At 54.6% G+C, this 15,547-nt stretch carries 13 protein-coding genes; 5 read left to right on the top strand and 8 right to left on the bottom strand.

Features of this window, described 5'->3' with window-relative positions; all coding sequences use genetic code 11:
- Nucleotides 1-42 precede the first annotated feature (42 nt).
- Nucleotides 43-744, bottom strand: coding sequence for a glutamine amidotransferase-related protein (locus H2508_RS12155; RefSeq protein ID WP_182174038.1), 702 nt, complete (start codon nt 742-744; stop codon nt 43-45).
- Nucleotides 745-915: 171 nt separating this feature from the next.
- Between H2508_RS12155 and H2508_RS12150 the strand changes: the two genes are divergently transcribed.
- Nucleotides 916-3,183 (top strand): HEAT repeat domain-containing protein, encoded by a 2,268-nt coding sequence (locus H2508_RS12150; RefSeq protein WP_328799371.1) that lies wholly within the window; start codon nt 916-918, stop codon nt 3,181-3,183.
- Nucleotides 3,184-3,191: 8 nt separating this feature from the next.
- Here H2508_RS12150 and H2508_RS12145 read toward each other — a convergent pair whose 3' ends face one another.
- From H2508_RS12145 to H2508_RS12125, 5 genes are all read right to left on the bottom strand, one after another.
- Complete coding sequence (locus H2508_RS12145; RefSeq protein ID WP_182174035.1) at nt 3,192-4,184, bottom strand: alpha/beta fold hydrolase; 993 nt, start codon at nt 4,182-4,184, stop codon at nt 3,192-3,194.
- A gap of 3 nt (nt 4,185-4,187) precedes the next feature.
- Nucleotides 4,188-4,790, bottom strand: coding sequence for a YceI family protein (locus H2508_RS12140; protein ID WP_182174032.1), 603 nt, complete (start codon nt 4,788-4,790; stop codon nt 4,188-4,190).
- Between the two features lie 96 nt (nt 4,791-4,886).
- Nucleotides 4,887-6,776: a DNA topoisomerase IV subunit B gene (gene parE / locus H2508_RS12135; protein ID WP_182174029.1), complete on the bottom strand. Its 1,890-nt coding sequence runs from the start codon at nt 6,774-6,776 to the stop codon at nt 4,887-4,889.
- 65 nt (nt 6,777-6,841) lie between these two features.
- The gene (gene cpdA, locus H2508_RS12130; protein ID WP_182174026.1) at nt 6,842-7,684 is read right to left on the bottom strand and encodes a 3',5'-cyclic-AMP phosphodiesterase; all 843 of its coding nucleotides are present in this window, start codon (nt 7,682-7,684) and stop codon (nt 6,842-6,844) included.
- A gap of 15 nt (nt 7,685-7,699) precedes the next feature.
- Entirely contained in the window at nt 7,700-8,152 is a 453-nt protein-coding gene (locus H2508_RS12125) for a DUF1249 domain-containing protein (protein ID WP_182174023.1), read from the bottom strand.
- A gap of 268 nt (nt 8,153-8,420) precedes the next feature.
- Between H2508_RS12125 and H2508_RS12120 the strand changes: the two genes are divergently transcribed.
- The gene (locus H2508_RS12120) at nt 8,421-9,842 is read left to right on the top strand and encodes a TolC family outer membrane protein (protein WP_182174020.1); all 1,422 of its coding nucleotides are present in this window, start codon (nt 8,421-8,423) and stop codon (nt 9,840-9,842) included.
- 6 nt (nt 9,843-9,848) lie between these two features.
- Here H2508_RS12120 and waaA read toward each other — a convergent pair whose 3' ends face one another.
- Nucleotides 9,849-11,138 (bottom strand): lipid IV(A) 3-deoxy-D-manno-octulosonic acid transferase, encoded by a 1,290-nt coding sequence (gene waaA / locus H2508_RS12115; protein WP_182174017.1) that lies wholly within the window; start codon nt 11,136-11,138, stop codon nt 9,849-9,851.
- Nucleotides 11,139-11,324: 186 nt separating this feature from the next.
- On the opposite strand from waaA, the gene H2508_RS12110 reads away from it, so the two are divergent.
- Nucleotides 11,325-12,521: an FAD-dependent oxidoreductase gene (locus H2508_RS12110; RefSeq protein ID WP_182174014.1), complete on the top strand. Its 1,197-nt coding sequence runs from the start codon at nt 11,325-11,327 to the stop codon at nt 12,519-12,521.
- On the top strand, nt 12,518-13,303 hold the full coding sequence (locus H2508_RS12105) for an aldo/keto reductase (RefSeq protein ID WP_182174011.1): 786 nt from the start codon (nt 12,518-12,520) through the stop codon (nt 13,301-13,303). The genes H2508_RS12110 and H2508_RS12105 overlap by 4 nt, the downstream gene beginning before the upstream one ends.
- A 31-nt stretch (nt 13,304-13,334) precedes the next feature.
- Here the strand turns inward: H2508_RS12105 and hldE are convergent, their stop codons facing one another.
- A complete protein-coding gene (gene hldE / locus H2508_RS12100) occupies nt 13,335-14,774 on the bottom strand; it encodes a bifunctional D-glycero-beta-D-manno-heptose-7-phosphate kinase/D-glycero-beta-D-manno-heptose 1-phosphate adenylyltransferase HldE (RefSeq protein WP_182174008.1) in 1,440 nt (479 codons plus the stop codon).
- Between the two features lie 153 nt (nt 14,775-14,927).
- Here hldE and H2508_RS12095 point away from each other — a divergent pair, with 153 nt between their 5' ends.
- Nucleotides 14,928-15,545 (top strand): class I SAM-dependent methyltransferase, encoded by a 618-nt coding sequence (locus H2508_RS12095; RefSeq protein WP_182174005.1) that lies wholly within the window; start codon nt 14,928-14,930, stop codon nt 15,543-15,545.
- The last annotated feature ends 2 nt before the right edge of the window (nt 15,546-15,547 follow it).

Raw genomic sequence — 15,547 nt, 5'->3', positions numbered from 1 at the left:
TAGCGGCTAAAATAGTGCGAGCTTCACTAGCAAAAGCTCGCACTATGCAGCTAAGAAATTCAGTATCCAGCGCGCTATACGCTCGCTTTCTGGGGCTTTTTGCAGCGAGGCCAAGCCCTGCTGATAGACCTCCTCGCCGATGAGCTCGCGGCGGTACTCCATAATTTCGCGGGAATAAGCCGGCACAAACTCTGGGTGACCCTGAAAGGTCAGGATGTGATCGCCAATTTGGCATACGGCATTTTCGCAAAACTCTGAGCCGGCCAGTACTGTGGCCCCCTCGGCATTTTTTATCACCTGATCTTGATGACTCACCAATATATCAAACTCTGCTGATTGGCCATCATGCCACTCAGCTTGCTGTTCAAAGCGATGGGTATGCAAACCAACCCCCCAGCCCTTGCTGGATTTCTCAACTCTGCCACCTAAGGCCTGTGCGACTAATTGATGGCCAAAACAAATGCCGACAATTTTCTTGTGCCGACTGTGCAGCTCCCGCACAAAACTCATCAAATCGGCAATCCACGTTTTTTCTTCGTAAACACTGCTTTTGCTGCCGGTGATGATATAGGCATCAACTTCATCAATATCCGCTGGATATTCGCCCTGCTCAACGTCATATACTGAAAACTTCAGGCTTTCATCCAGCGCCCCCAGCAGAGCGATGAACATATCCGGGTATTCGCCGTAGTCCGGCACCCACTCTGAGCGCACTGCGTCTGTTTTCAAAATACCAATTTTCATAGCAGCTTAATCCACTTGGCTGTAGCGAAGGCTCGCCATCATAGAAAGCGTATCTCAAGCTGTCTATACCACCTTAGAGGCAGCTGCAGCGCTTTCCCTCGAGTCAATACCGCTTGGGAATCGCCTGCGGGTGCGCTAGCCTTGCTGTTTTTCTTTGACGGGTTGCGTTTCGTGCACTGGACATCTCGCTTTTTAAGGGCAGTCACTCTGCTCTTGCTTAGTATTGCTTCTAAATACAGCCTCGCCGATGGCGAATTTATTGGCTCAGCGAGCTGCCAGTCTTGTCATGCCGCTGAATACCAAGCCTGGCAGGGCTCACACCATGATCTGGCCATGCAGGTAGCGAGCCCTGAGACAGTATTAGGTGACTTCGACAACGCCGAGTTTAGCTATAACGGTATTACCACCACTTTTCTGCGCCGCGGCCAAGACTATCTAGTACGCACTGATGGCGAAGACGGCTCGCTGACAGAATTTCCTGTGCGCTTTGTATTTGGTGTTGAGCCACTACAGCAATATCTCATCCCCTTATCCCGGGGGCGCTTACAAGCTTTAAGTATCGCTTGGGACAGTCGGCCAGCCGAGGAGGGTGGCCAACGCTGGTTTCACCTTTACCCCGATGAGCAGATCGACCATCAAGACCCTCTGCACTGGACCGGCCCCTATCAAAACTGGAACAGCAATTGTGCCGAGTGCCACAGCACTAATCTGCGTAAAAACTACGATGCCAGCAGCCACAGTTTTGATACCCAGTACAGTGAGATCAATGTCAGTTGCGAAGCCTGTCACGGTCCCGCCGATAAGCATGTGAACTTAGCGGAGACGGGACAGCTTAGCGCTGCCAAATACAGCGGCTTTGCAATGAGTTTAGCGCAGCGCGGTGAGTGGTCTTTTAAGGCAGGACAAGCCATTGCCGAGCGGCGCGGCGCCGTCCAATCCAACAGCCAAATTGACAGCTGCGGGCGCTGCCACTCTCGTCGCGGCAGCTTAGCTGAGTACCAACATGGCCGCCCCTTAAGCGACACTCATCGACTGACCTTGCCCCGCGCACCGCAGTACTACCACGATGGCCAGGTGCTAGATGAAAACTACGTCTACGCTTCCTTCCTGCAAAGTAAGATGCACCAAGCCGGCGTAGTCTGTAGCAACTGCCACGAACCGCACAGCCTACAGCTGCGCGCTCAAAACAACGGCGTTTGCGCCCAGTGCCACCGCGCTGATGTTTACGACCAAGTCTCGCATCACCACCACCCCTCTGACAGCAACGGCGCACTGTGCGCCAATTGTCACATGCCCGAAACCACTTATATGGTGGTCGACCCGCGCCGCGATCACAGCATGCGCATACCGCGGCCCGACCTAAGCCTAATGTTAGACACGCCCAATGCCTGCACCATGTGTCACCAAGATCGCAGCGATGACTGGGCCTTGGGTGCCCTGCGTAAGTGGGGAGTAAATTTCCGCGATACCAGCAGCCACCCAGCGCGAGCCTTCGCCGGCGCTGCTAACAATGATGCCCGTGCCATACCGCGCCTAGCCGAACTGGCAGCAGACAACACGGCAGCTCCCATTTGGCGCGCCACGGCGATTGAAGCACTAGCTGATCTGGGCAGCGATCAGCAAAGCCTAGCGACTGCGCAATCATTACTGCAGTCAGCAGACCCTCTGCTGCGAAGCAGCGCTGTCAATGCGCTGCAATGGCTGCCATTGCAGCAGCGCTATTCACTGCTTGCGCCCTTGATCCAAGACCCCATCACTTCGGTGCGATTAGCAGTAGCTGAATCCTTGGCAAGTGTTCCCCTAGAGCAGATTTCTCAAGACCAGCGCGAGCCCTTGCTAGAACTATTTCACGAGTATCAGAGTATCGCCCGTCGCCACGCCGATATGCCCGGCACCCAAGTTCAACTGGCAATTTTTCTGAGCAATCGCGGTGATTTACCCGCCGCTGAAAAAGCTTACCGCGAGGCCCTGCAGCTTAACTCGCAACTGCTGCCAGCCCGTCTCAATCTCGCTGATTTACTGCGCAGCCAAGGGCGCGAAGATGAAGCACGTCAACAATTATTAAAGGCCTTGGAGAGCGCAGCAGAGCATGGCCCAAGCCTGCACGCTTTAGGCTTGCTTGAAATCCGCCAGGGCGAGCGCGAAAAAGCATTGGATTATCTGGGCCGAGCGGCGGCTGTGGAGGAACAAGGCACCAGACACCGCTTTGTCTATGCCATTGCCCTACACGACATGGGACAAGTCCAAGAGGCGCTGCGAGAGCTTGAAACACTGCAACGACAAGCGCCGCAGAACAGCGATATTCTCGCTGCCCTAGTCAATTACAATGCTGAATTGGGAGATACAAAGCGAGCCAGGCACTATGCTAAGGAGCTATTAAAACTGGAGCCCAACAATCCGGCTTTCCAGCGCTTATGGCAAAGCCTACCAGCTAACTAATACTGACTTTACAGCCCTTGCAGGAAATCAATCAAAACACGATTGCTTTCCTCTGGCTGCTCCTGCTGCACAAAATGCCCCGCTCCAGGTATTAATATTTCACCACGCAAGTCGGCAAGGCTGTCGCGCATGGTGCTAAACACCTCAGGGTCACAGAGCTTGATAACTGGGTCCTCAGCCCCTGCTAAAAACAGCGCCGGGCAATGAATCGTATCGAGCAGCTGGCTCTGATAAGACTGCCAATTGGCATCCATCGCACGGTAGGAATTCAAGCCACCGGCAAACACTAGCTCGCCACCTGTGGACATATATTCCCTGCAGTAGTAATCAAAATCTTCCTGCGACATCCAAGACCATGGCAGCGCTTGCGAAGGCTTTGCCAGCACATCGAGATAGGTCGTGCTACCGCTGGGGTAGCGTGTCCAATCGAGCAGATTTCCCGATGCACTCAAAGCCCAAAACAAGCGCTCAAGGAACTCTAGTTCAACACCGGCTAAATCAGCCTCAGCAACACCCACCGTTTGAAAATAATGCATGTGGAAGAAGTGCTGCTCAGCAACCTGAGCAAATAGCGTAGATGGCAGCGTGTCGCCACCGCCCGCTAGGGGCATACCCCGTGGGGAGGCCAGCACCACAATAGCCGAAATGCGCTCTGGGTAGTGCAGGCCCATATGCCAGGTCAGGTTGGCGCCGAAGTCATGGCCCACTAGTACCGCATCGCTGGCAGCAAAGTAATCCTGTACCGCAAGCAAATCTTTGGCCAGTTCATCAAAGTGATAAGCGGCACTATCCTGTGGCCGAGAGCTGCGTCCGTAGCCTCTCATATCAAGGGCCACTGCACGATAACCAGCAGCTGCTAGAGCCGGTAGCTGCTCGCGCCAGCTGTACCACAGGCCGGGGAAGCCATGAGCAAATATAACCAGCGGCCCCTCACCTTGGCTGACAAAATGTAGGCTAACATTATCCCGCTCTAATTGATGATGCTGTAGCGCTGAAGCCATAACTCACTCACTGGCCGACTGAAAAACCAGATGAAAACTGACTGGCACTGTAGTGCTAATGCTGGCCAGCCCAGCCGCTTTTTGCAGCGCGGCAACACCTTGGCCGAGATTAAAGTCGGTGGCCTGCAACAAAATTGGCTGAGTAGTCAGTACGCGCAGCAGGCCGCCGGCCTCACTGATTATCACTACCGATGCCCTAACATTGGCCTCTACACCATGCAGTGACAAGCTCACTTCGATGTCGCTAGTCACCACCGCGCCGGGCTCCAGTGCTTCCAGAATAGCTGGCTCAATCTGAGCATTGACCTTGGCGGCTGGAAACATGGCCGTTTCAAACAGCATGCTGCGCATACGCTCATCACGCAGTTCTATCGCAGTATTTACACTGTCTAGGTCGATACTCAGCTGCGCGGCACCGTCTTGGTCGATAAAGCCAAACAAAGTGTCAAAACTGTGTGCTTCAACCCCCCCGCCATTTTTGATGGAGATGAAGTTGAGCGATGAGTCGCTGTTATTTAACTCCCACTGTGCGTTAGCTGCAGCGGCCACAATTGACAGGAACAAACCCAGGACTAGGCGCCCAAAATAGGTCTTAGTATTCATCATTTGATACCTCCGTATCACTCTAAAATAACTGTCTGACACAAGCAGTCAGCTGTATCTACTCTATAGTACCTATAGCATGAAGGTGAAGGACTCGGGCTAAAGCGCAATGTCGGCTAGGTTACCTTTGGACTCCAGCCAAGCCTTTCGATCACTAGAACGCTTTTTCGCGAGCAACATGTCCAACATACTGTTGGTGTCATCGCCGGCATCTAATACCAAACGAACCAAGCGCCGAGTATCTGGATCCATAGTGGTTTCACGCAACTGCAAAGGGTTCATTTCACCCAAACCTTTAAAGCGCTGTACGTTAACCTTACCTTTCTTTTTCTCAGCTTCTATGCGGTCTAACACGCCCTGTTTTTCCGCTTCATCCAGCGCGTAGTACACCTCTTTGCCAACATCAATGCGGTACAAAGGCGGCATCGCAACATAGACATGACCCGCCGCGACCAAGGGCCGGAAGTGACGCACAAAGAGCGCACAGATCAAAGTGGCGATATGCAAACCGTCTGAGTCGGCATCAGCCAAAATACAAACTTTGTGATAGCGCAAACCACTCAAGTCATCACTGCCCGGATCGATGCCTAAGGCCACAGAAATATTATGCACTTCTTGAGAGGCTAAAATTTCCTGCGAATCAACTTCCCAAGTGTTTAGAATCTTGCCGCGCAGTGGCAAGATTGCCTGAAACTCTCGGTCACGAGCCTGTTTAGCAGAGCCTCCCGCAGAGTCACCCTCTACTAGGAATAGCTCACCACGCGTTGGATCTTCACCAGAGCAGTCGGCTAACTTACCCGGCAAAGCCGGGCCTGCAGTGACCTTTTTACGCGTCACTTTTTTGGCTGAGCGAAGCCTACTTTGGGCATTACTAATACACAGCTCGGCCAGTCTTTCTGCTTCCTCTGTGTGCTGATTTAGCCACAAACTAAAGGCATCCTTGGACACCCCAGAAACAAAAGCTGCCGCCTCTCGAGAGGATAGGCGCTCCTTAGTTTGACCCGAAAACTGCGGGTCTTCGAGCTTGGATGACAGGATGTAACAGCAGCGCTCCCAGATATCATCGGGCGTCAACTTAACGCCCCGGGGCAACAGGTTGCGCAGTTCACAGAAGTCGCGCATGGCATCGAGCAAACCCGTGCGCAGACCATTGACATGAGTACCACCTTGCGCCGTAGGAATCAGGTTTACGTAGGACTCGGCAACGACCTCACCACCTTCTGGCAACCACTGCACCGCCCATTCTACGCCTGCGGTTTTGCCACTGAAGCTACCGACAAAAGGCTGTTCTGGCACACAGACATACTCGCGAGTGGCATCGGCCAAATAGTCAGTGAGGCCATCTTCGTAATACCACTCATCCGTTTCGCCCTTCTTTTCGTCGCGAAAAGTCACTCGCAAGCCTGGGCAGAGTACCGCCTTAGCGCGCAGCACGTGACGCATGCGAGACACCGAAAAGTTGACTGAATCGAAATATTTCGGGTCTGGGCTGAACTTAATCGCGGTGCCAGTATTGCGTTTACCGCAGGTATCGATCACCTCCAGCTCACTGACCTTGTTGCCACCGGCAAAGCGCATCTGATGCACTTCACCACCGCGCCGAATAGTTATTTCCAACTCACTGGACAAAGCGTTTACAACGGACACCCCGACACCGTGCAGGCCGCCGCTAAACTGGTAGCTCTTGTTCGAGAATTTGCCCCCAGCATGCAGCGTGGAGAGGATTACCTCAACACCGGGCTTATGCTGTTCGGGGTGCATATCCACGGGCATGCCACGGCCGTTATCAGTGACCGAAATACTGCCGTCCTTAAACAGCACCACATCAATCCGATCAGCGTGACCGGCCAGCGCTTCATCGACACTGTTGTCGATTACTTCCTGCGCGAGGTGGTTGGGACGCGTTGTGTCAGTGTACATGCCGGGGCGCTTACGCACCGGCTCAAGTCCTGTGAGGACTTCGATATCTTCAGAGGTATATTGAGTCATTTTTGCGGGATACTTCCTGAAACTTACCCGCCTATTGTACACACGGGGAGTGGGATTGACGCCAGCTATAAATAACCGCGCTGCTGTAAATTCAACTCGAAGGTGACGCCTTGCACTCGCGACACGCCGGTTTCGAGGCGCCCGTCGCTGTGTAATTCCAACCAGCGATAACCGGGCGGCAGCTCGTCAGCTTGAAAGTCCTGAGAGCCAGGGGCAAATTGCACACAGGTTGAGGGCGTCGCAAGTAAACGACAGTTAGCTAGTTGTCGATCCACTTCTTGATGGACATGCCCCCACACCACGGCCTTGGCATGTGAATGTCCTTCGACTATCTGTAAAAACTCCTCACCATCACGAACCTTTTGCTCATCCAGCCACTCGCAGCCAATGGGCAGCGGCTGGTGGTGCAAGCACAGCAAACTATGCAGCCCAAGATCGCCGGCCGCATTCAGGGCCTGATCGATTCGCTGTAACTGCTCGGCACCTAAGTGACCGCCGACCTTACCAGGGATCTGCGAATTCAGTAGTAAGATTTGCCAATTGCCAACACGCAACTCAAAGGGCATCAGAGTATCTGCCTCGGCTAAGCTCAGCATGACCTCACAGTCATCGTGATTACCTGGCAACCAAAACTGTCGCGGGCAAAGCTTGTCAAAATAAGCCCGCAGGCGCTGGTAAGCCTCGAGTGCACCAGCATCTGCCAAATCACCTGTCGCCAGCACTAAGTCCGGTGTAAATTGATCCTGCCTGACCTGCTCAATCACTGCTTGCACCGAGTGATCGGTATCCATTCCCAGCAATCGCCCACCGGGGTTTTTGCTCAAGTGGCAGTCGGTAAATTGCACAATACGTAGTGGCGAAGCTGTGTCAGGAACTTCGATATATTGATGGCTAGGTGAATATGACATAGTAAATAGCGATACCTAGGGCGTCAGAACGGAACTGCTAATGCTGGAGCGACCATTGCATAAGCAGTGTTCCAGCCATTCGGATAGAAAGTGATTCTGGCGGACTTTTTCGTCCTGTTGCAACATCTTCGGATTGGGGTAGCTATAGCGGGCGGCCACATGCCGCTGTGACTGAAAAGCAGCCACTTCAAGCATGCCGGCGTCGTGGTAAGCCCGCAGTTCAATACGCAAGCGCCCCAGCCATTCGGCCTCTGCCTGGGACTGCTGCAAACGGAATATAGTGGTATAGCGACAGCGCTCAAGCACTTCCAGTCGCACCCGCCCTGCACCGAGATGGAACTCTCGGTGATTACTGTGCTCATAATCAGGGAACAGGCGCAGCAAACGAGCGTAATTGGCTTCGCAAACCGCATGTAAACTAGCGATATCCATTTTAAAGGGCTTTTTAGTGGCCCGTTGCACGCTCATTAAGCTCTCCGTTCGATACGAAATATTGGCCGGATGTTTTCAGATAACATTCAGCCTAGTTTGCTGCAGTATAAAAGCTTGCGACCGTCATCAGTTCTAGCGCACGAATCTGCGACCAGAGATGTGGACGAAGCCAAAGTGTAGCACTTACCATGACACAAAATAGCGCAAGCAGGCAGCATTTACTGCGGCGTATTTACATGCGCGAGTCGCTGCAGACTGCTAAACTGCGCGTCGCTAACCCGCTTGAGGATCAGGGGATCAATGGATGAAACGTAAAGCAGCCACGCTACTGGCGTTGGCACTCTCGCTAGCTGTTAGCTCAGCACAAGCTGCATCACTGCGCGATATTTATGAACTGGCCCTGGAAAATGACGCCCAGCTTAAGGCCGAGCAAGCTCAATATCGCGCTAACTTAGAAACCGAAAAGATTGGCCTGTCTCGTCTGTTGCCCCAGGTAAAGGCTAACTACGACTACACTGACACAGATCAAGATCAGCGCGGTGAAAGCTTTGCGATAGATGGCGATGTCAAAGCCATCAAAACTGCCACCAACACCCGCATCGACCGCGAAGGCTATCAGGTATCTCTGAATCAGGCCCTGTTTGATCTACCGGCGTGGTTTAGCTTCCAATCGGGTAAAGAGTTCAGCAAACAGGCTGAAGCAACTTTTGCTGCCAACCAGCAAAACCTTATTGTGCGGGTGGTTGAGGCCTATCTGGCAGTATTGCGAGCCCAGGACAACCTCGAGGCCTCCAAGGCACAAGAGCGCGCGTTCGAGCGTCAGCTAGAGCAAACTCAACAGCGCTTTGAGGTCGGCTTAATTGCTATCACCGATGTGTATGAAGCCCGCGCCGCCTTCGACTTGGCTCAGGTAAACCGCATAGTGGACGAAAACAACGTCTCAGTAGCCTTAGAACGGCTGTCAGTACTGACCGGACAGCATCACGACAATCTCCACGTCCTGAAAGAGGACTTTGAAGTAAAGCCACCCGAGCCACTAGACCGCGCGGCTTGGGTTGATTTTGCTCTGGAGAATAATTTCCGCCTGCAAGCTGCTCGCCATGCAGAAGAGGCTGCCCGCAATGCCGCCAAAGCCAACAAGTTAGAGCACGCTCCCAAAGTGAGTGGTAGTTATGCCTACTCTGACTACAGTAACGAGGGTACTTTACGGCGTAAACCCAGTACCGCCTTCGACACTTCACCAGACAGCGATACCGAGCTCAGCCAGTGGCAAATACGCCTCGATGTCCCGCTGTTCAGTGGCGGCGCGGTCAGTGCTAATCGTCGCCGCGCGGCCCAGGAATTCAATGTCGCGCGTGAAAACCGAATTAACCAAACGCGCAACATCATGACCCAAGCACGCTCACTGCACATGACAGTGCTCAGTGACGTGTCTCGAGTCGCCGCTCGAAAGCAAAGCATCGTGTCTTCGCGCAGTGCCCTTGACGCCACCCAAGCGGGCTATGAAGTGGGCACCCGTAACGTAGTGGATGTGTTAAATGCGCAAAACACCTTGTTCTCCGCTCAGCGCGACTATGCCAACAGCCGCTACGATTACATCCTCGATGTGATGCTGCTGAAAGAACAGGCTGGCTTATTAAGCCCGGAAGATATCTACCAATTAAACGAATCCTTGGTGGAGCCACCGCCACCTACCGCTAGCTCTTCCTCCAGCGCTCAGCCTTAATTTAGCTCAGCTTACAGCCCCCATCGGGGGCTGTAACTGCTCATCTAACAACTCCAGTAAACGCTGCTTCGCTCCGCGATTAGCTTCAAGCACACGCAAACCTGCCGCTGCCATCGCAGCACGCTGCTCTGCGTCGCCCAATAAGTGGATTAGACAGGGGGCCAGCTCCTCACTATCCGACAAGCGCCGCATCCCACCGGCGGCCACTAGCAGGGCACTGATCTCTTCAAAGTTGAACATGTACGGCCCTGTCACCACCGGCACCCCCCAAACAGAAGCCTCCAATACATTATGCCCGCCATGCTCGACTAAACTGCCGCCTATCACTGCGACCGTCGCGCTACTTAACAGCAACAAGAGCTCGCCCATGGTATCGCCTAGCAAGATGTCCACCTCGGCTGCGGGCGCGCGCCCCGAGGAGCGCCGCGCCAATACCCAGCCAGCCTGCTCACAGAGCCCATAAACGCTATCAAAGCGCTCCGGATGGCGAGGCACCAACACTAGCAAACAGTCGCTATAGCGCTCTTTAACCTGACTAAAGGCCGCCAGTAGCTGCTCATCCTCACCCGGGTGAGTACTGGCCGCCACCAAAACCGGTCGCCGTGCACTGCCTAGCTGTTGGCGCAACTCCGCTGACTCTGCCCGCAGTGCCTCATCTAGGCTGAGATCAAACTTAATACTGCCCGTGATATGCAGCTTGTCGCGTGGCAAACCGAGCGCTACCAGGCGCTCGCCATCCTCCTGGGCTTGGCAGGCAACGCTATCGAGCTTGCCCAGCATGTCCCGTGTCAGACGACCGACCTTGGCATAGCCCTTAGCCGAACGCTCCGATAATCGAGCATTGGCGAGCAACACCCGACACTGTCGACGACTAGCGGCATGCAACATATTCGGCCACAACTCGGTTTCCATTATCAGCAGTAACTGGGGCTTGATTCGCGCCATAAAACGACGCACGGCCCCTGGCAAATCCCAGGGGGCGTAGACGTGAAACACCCGCTCACCAAACAGCGCCCGGACCCGCTCCGAACCGGTGGGTGTGGTGGTGCTTAGCACCACACAATACTCGGGATAACGCTGCAGTATTTGTTCAACAAGCGGGGCGGCAGCAATTGTCTCACCCACCGACACGGCGTGTACCCAGATCACTGGCCGCGAGTCCGAGGGCGCCGCAAAAAACCCTAAGCGCTCGAGTAAGCGCTGGCGATAGGCCGGTGCTAAGCGCGAGCGCCACAGCATACGCAACAGGATCAATGGCATCAGACAATAAAAAACCAAGCTGTACAGCTGGCGCATGGCGGGATTCACTTTTGTTGGCAATAAAACGCCGAGGATAACGGGCGCGACCAGCGATGACTAGCGGCAGCGGCGCTCAGCAGCACTCTATCTTCGAGTTTATGCTGCCACAGAGGACTGAGGCTGACGATTACAAGCCTTGTGGCGAAGCGCTATAATGAGCCCCATGCAACCACAGGCCACACTATGACAATCCCAAGCTTGAGCGTAGATATCGCCATCATCGGCGGCGGTATCGCCGGCCTGTGGGCCCTGAACCAGCTGCGTAACCAAGGCTATAGCGCCGTGTTATTCGAGCAGCAAGCCCTGGGCTCTAATCAAACTATTGCCTCTCAGGGAATGATTCATGGCGGCATTAAATACGCCTTGGGCGGCGCCTTAAATAGTGGCTCAGAAGCTATCTCTGAAATGCCGGCATTGTGGCGCTCCTGTCTCAGAGGTGAAGGCCCGGTTGATCTTAGAGAGTGCCGTGTACTGAGTGAAAATTTTTACCTCTGGTCCAATGCCTCTCTGCAATCAAGGGTCTCATCCTTCTTTGCCAGCAAAATGTTGCGCGGCCGTGTCGAGAAACTCGAACGACCTGACTATCCCGAGCCCTTAAGTTCTAAACAGTTTAAGGGGCAGGTGTATCGCTTGGCTGATTTAGTGCTGGATGTGCCCTCTCTAGTAAAAACATTGGCCGAGCGGCACAGTGAAGCTATTTTTAGTATCGACTGGGAGCACTGCCAACTGGGCTGCGACAATGCCCAAGCCTACTTACAGTGGGAGGGGCTCAAGCTAGAACCGAAAAAATTACTGCTCACCGCCGGTGCCGGCAACGAAGCCTTGATCCAACAGCTCGGCGCTAGCAGCCCTGCTATGCAGCGCAGACCGCTGCAGCAAGTGCTGGTCAAACACGAATACCCTGGGCCCTTTTACGCCCACTGCAGCGGCGCCAACCCCTCACCCCGACTGACGATATCGAGCCACACAACTCAAACGGGTGAGCCGCTGTGGTATTTAGGTGGTGATCTGGCAACGAACAACACCGACACACCGTCGGAGGAATTAATTCTAAAGGCCCAGCGTGAATTGAAAGAGCTGCTGCCATGGCTCGACTTGGGCCACTGTGAATGGCGTACACTGCGCCTAGACCGAGCAGAACCGCGACAATCACGCCTATTGAAACCCGACGAGGCCTTCCTCGGCCCCGTCGCCGGCGTCGATAATGCCTTAGTCGGCTGGCCGACTAAGCTCACCCTGACACCTAATTTAGGCAGCGCGATTGACAAGGCACTGCTCGCCGATGGCATCACGCCGGGCCCCTCTCCCGAACTGACTCAACTAAACTTTCTAGGCCGGCCAGCGCTGGCCGCCACCTACTGGGACACTCTATTTCAATGACTTGGCTCCGCCCACTAGGCAACACCGGAATGCAAATCAGCGCCATCGGCTTAGGCACCGTGAAATTAGGCCGCGATCAGGGCGTCAAATACCCCACTGAGTTTCGCATACCGGATGATCGCGAGGCGCGAGACTTGCTAGCGCTAGCGCGAGATCTTGGCATCAACTTAATCGATACGGCACCCGCCTATGGCAATAGTGAGCAGCGCTTAGGCAAGCTACTCGCCGGGCAGCGTCAAGACTGGCTGATCTGCTCTAAGGTCGGGGAAGAGTTTGAGCAGGGTGTATCGCATTTCGACTTCTCGCCAGAACATGTACAGCGCTCAATTGTGCGCAGCTTAGAGCGACTGCGCTGCGAGGTGATTGATATAGTCTTGGTGCACAGCGACGGCAATGACCTAGATATTATCCACAACCAAGGCACCTTGGAGGCACTAGCTGAACTGAAGAAAAAAGGCAGCATTCGCGCCTTTGGCATGTCGACTAAAACAGTGGCCGGAGGCATTGCTGCCGCTCAACAGAGCGATGTCGTTATGCTAACCCACAACCTCGCTTACCAGGATGAGCTACCGGTATTGCAAGAGTGCGCAGACCTTGGCAAAGGCGCGCTAATTAAAAAGGCGCTAGCCAGCGGTCACCTAGTGCAGAATATTGAAGATCCTATTCAGGCCAGCATGGAGCTGCTGTTTAATAACCCGGCTGTGTCGGCAGCTATCATTGGCACCATTACCCCAGCCCATCTAAAAGCCAACGTCGCCGCAGCCCGCCGGGTGACGGGCTGAAGCAAAAAGCTTTATCGACTATAAACCAGCCCTATTCAGGCTGGCCTTCACCACTTTGAATACGCTCAACAATCGCCGTGGTCGAGACGTTGTCAACAAAGCCCAGCACCTGTACCCGGCCGCCATAGCCCTCTACAATTTCCCAACCAACCACGCCTTCCTTATCGTAGTCGCCGCCTTTCACCAGAACGTCAGGTCGCAGCACCCGCAGCAAGTCCCGGGGCGTGTCATCGTCGAAACACACTACCCAATCCACTGACTCTAGGCCGGCAAGGACTGCCATGCGCCGATCCTGTGGGTTAATCGGTCGACCCTTGCCTTTGAGCTTGCGCACTGATGCATCGCTATTGACGGCCACTACCAAGCGGTCACCCAGCTCCCGAGCCTGTTCCAAATAGGACACATGACCGGCGTGAATAATATCGAAACAGCCGTTGGTAAAAACCACACGCTCGCCCTGAGCTTTGGCATCAGCCACCACGGTTTCCAGCTGATCAAGGGTCAGTGCACCGCGCTCCGAACCCTGATCGGCCTGTATTGCACGGCGCAACTCTGGCCCACTGACCGAGGCCGTACCGAGCTTCGCTACTACCAGGCTGGCAGCCATATTGGCCAGCACCACCGCTTCGGGCAGTTCGGCACCACCGGCCACTGCCGCAGCCAGTACTGCGATCACTGTATCGCCCGCGCCGGTCACATCGAATACTTCGCGGGCGCGAGCGGGCAGATGCAATTCGTCGCAACCCCGGCGCAGCAATGTCATACCGTGTTCGCCGCGGGTGATGAGCAGAGCCTCAAGCTCCAGCTCTTCCATCAACTTTTCACCTGCCTCAACTAGCGCCAATTCGCTGTCGCAATGCCCCACCACTGCCTCAAACTCTGGCAGATTAGGCGTCAGCAAAGTCGCTCCGCGATAGCGGCCAAAGTCAGTGCCCTTGGGGTCGACCAAAACTGGCACCCCCGCGGCACGAGCTGCTGAGATCAACACCTGCGGCTCTGCTAATGCACCCTTGGCGTAGTCAGAGAGCACCAATGCACCGCAACCAGGCAGCAGATCCGCGGCTTTATCGAGTAGGCTGTGGGCGGCGCCGACAAAACTCTTTTCCTCAAAGTCCAAGCGAATCAATTGCTGCTGACGGCTGATCACCCGCAGCTTGGTGATGGTAGGAACATCTGCCAAACGCTCGAAAACGCACTTCACGCCAGCGCCTTCCAGCATATCCTGTAAGGCGTCGGCCATTTCATCTTGGCCGGTAAAGCCACCGAGTGTTGCCTCCACCCCCAGTGCTGCAATATTGAGCGCCACATTGCCAGCGCCACCGGGACGGTCGGTGATTTGATCAACCCGCACCACGGGCACTGGCGCCTCTGGCGAAATACGCGAGGTGGCACCCTGCCAGTAGCGGTCCAGCATAATGTCCCCCAGTACCAGTACGCTGGCCTGATCAAAGCGGGGCATAGTCAGTTTCATGGCGGTATCCTTCGAGCTATGGCAACTGACAGTGGCCGAGCTGACCACTGTGTAAATTGGCGCTCATGATATCACGGCTATCGCCTAGCGCTGCTTGCCAGTGAGCTGTAAAAGCGCTAACTTCGCGTGCTTTTACTGTTCCGAGCGATCGACATGATCCCCAAGCTTCCCGCGAATATTGATCAAATTAAAGGCTTTCTGGCTGACGATGAAGCGCTCGCGCTCTACCGTTACGCTCTCCAAGCCAGTGCCAATGGCCCTGTATTAGAGGTGGGTAGTTACTGTGGGAAATCAACTATTTACTTGGGCTTAGCTTGCCGCGAGCACAACGGCACCGTCTATGCCCTAGACCATCACCGCGGCTCAGAGGAACACCAAGCAGGTGAAATGTTTCACGACCCAGATTTGTTCGACTCCAGCCTAGGGCTGGTCGATACGCTGCGCGAATTTCGCAATAATATTCGCGCTGCCAATCTCGATGATACGGTAGTGCCGCTAGTCAGCAGCTCTGCCGTTGTCGCAAGGCAGTGGTGCACGCCCCTAGCTATGGTATTTATTGATGGCGGACACAGCCTCGACGCAGCGCTCTGCGACTATCGCTGCTGGAGCGCCCACCTGATGCAAGGTGCTATTCTCGCCGTCCACGACCTGTTCCCCGATCCGCACAAGGGCGGGCAAGCGCCCTGGGCAATTTACCAGATGGCTCTGCAATCAGGTTTGTTTGAAGAGCTTGAGCGGGTCAATACCCTCGGTGTACTGCGTCGCTTATAGAG

It is taken from the genome of Sediminihaliea albiluteola, from assembly GCF_014077625.1.
In the GTDB taxonomy this organism is placed as follows: Bacteria; Pseudomonadota; Gammaproteobacteria; order Pseudomonadales; family Halieaceae; genus Sediminihaliea; species Sediminihaliea albiluteola.
The sequence above is the reverse complement of the archived record's forward strand: the minus strand, read 5'-3'. Positions and strand labels throughout refer to the sequence as shown.

What these genes read in the sequence shown, in the direction of transcription:
- H2508_RS12155 (WP_182174038.1), bottom strand. Translation starts at nt 744, where the DNA reads ATGAAAATTGGTATTTTGAAAACAGACGCAGTGCGCTCAGAGTGGGTG.
- H2508_RS12145 (WP_182174035.1), bottom strand. Translation starts at nt 4,184, where the DNA reads ATGGCTTCAGCGCTACAGCATCATCAATTAGAGCGGGATAATGTTAGC.
- H2508_RS12140 (WP_182174032.1), bottom strand. Translation starts at nt 4,790, where the DNA reads ATGATGAATACTAAGACCTATTTTGGGCGCCTAGTCCTGGGTTTGTTC.
- parE (WP_182174029.1), bottom strand. Translation starts at nt 6,776, where the DNA reads ATGACTCAATATACCTCTGAAGATATCGAAGTCCTCACAGGACTTGAG.
- cpdA (WP_182174026.1), bottom strand. Translation starts at nt 7,684, where the DNA reads ATGTCATATTCACCTAGCCATCAATATATCGAAGTTCCTGACACAGCT.
- H2508_RS12125 (WP_182174023.1), bottom strand. Translation starts at nt 8,152, where the DNA reads ATGAGCGTGCAACGGGCCACTAAAAAGCCCTTTAAAATGGATATCGCT.
- H2508_RS12120 (WP_182174020.1), top strand. Translation starts at nt 8,421, where the DNA reads ATGAAACGTAAAGCAGCCACGCTACTGGCGTTGGCACTCTCGCTAGCT.
- waaA (WP_182174017.1), bottom strand. Translation starts at nt 11,138, where the DNA reads ATGCGCCAGCTGTACAGCTTGGTTTTTTATTGTCTGATGCCATTGATC.
- H2508_RS12110 (WP_182174014.1), top strand. Translation starts at nt 11,325, where the DNA reads ATGACAATCCCAAGCTTGAGCGTAGATATCGCCATCATCGGCGGCGGT.
- H2508_RS12105 (WP_182174011.1), top strand. Translation starts at nt 12,518, where the DNA reads ATGACTTGGCTCCGCCCACTAGGCAACACCGGAATGCAAATCAGCGCC.
- hldE (WP_182174008.1), bottom strand. Translation starts at nt 14,774, where the DNA reads ATGAAACTGACTATGCCCCGCTTTGATCAGGCCAGCGTACTGGTACTG.
- H2508_RS12095 (WP_182174005.1), top strand. Translation starts at nt 14,928, where the DNA reads ATGATCCCCAAGCTTCCCGCGAATATTGATCAAATTAAAGGCTTTCTG.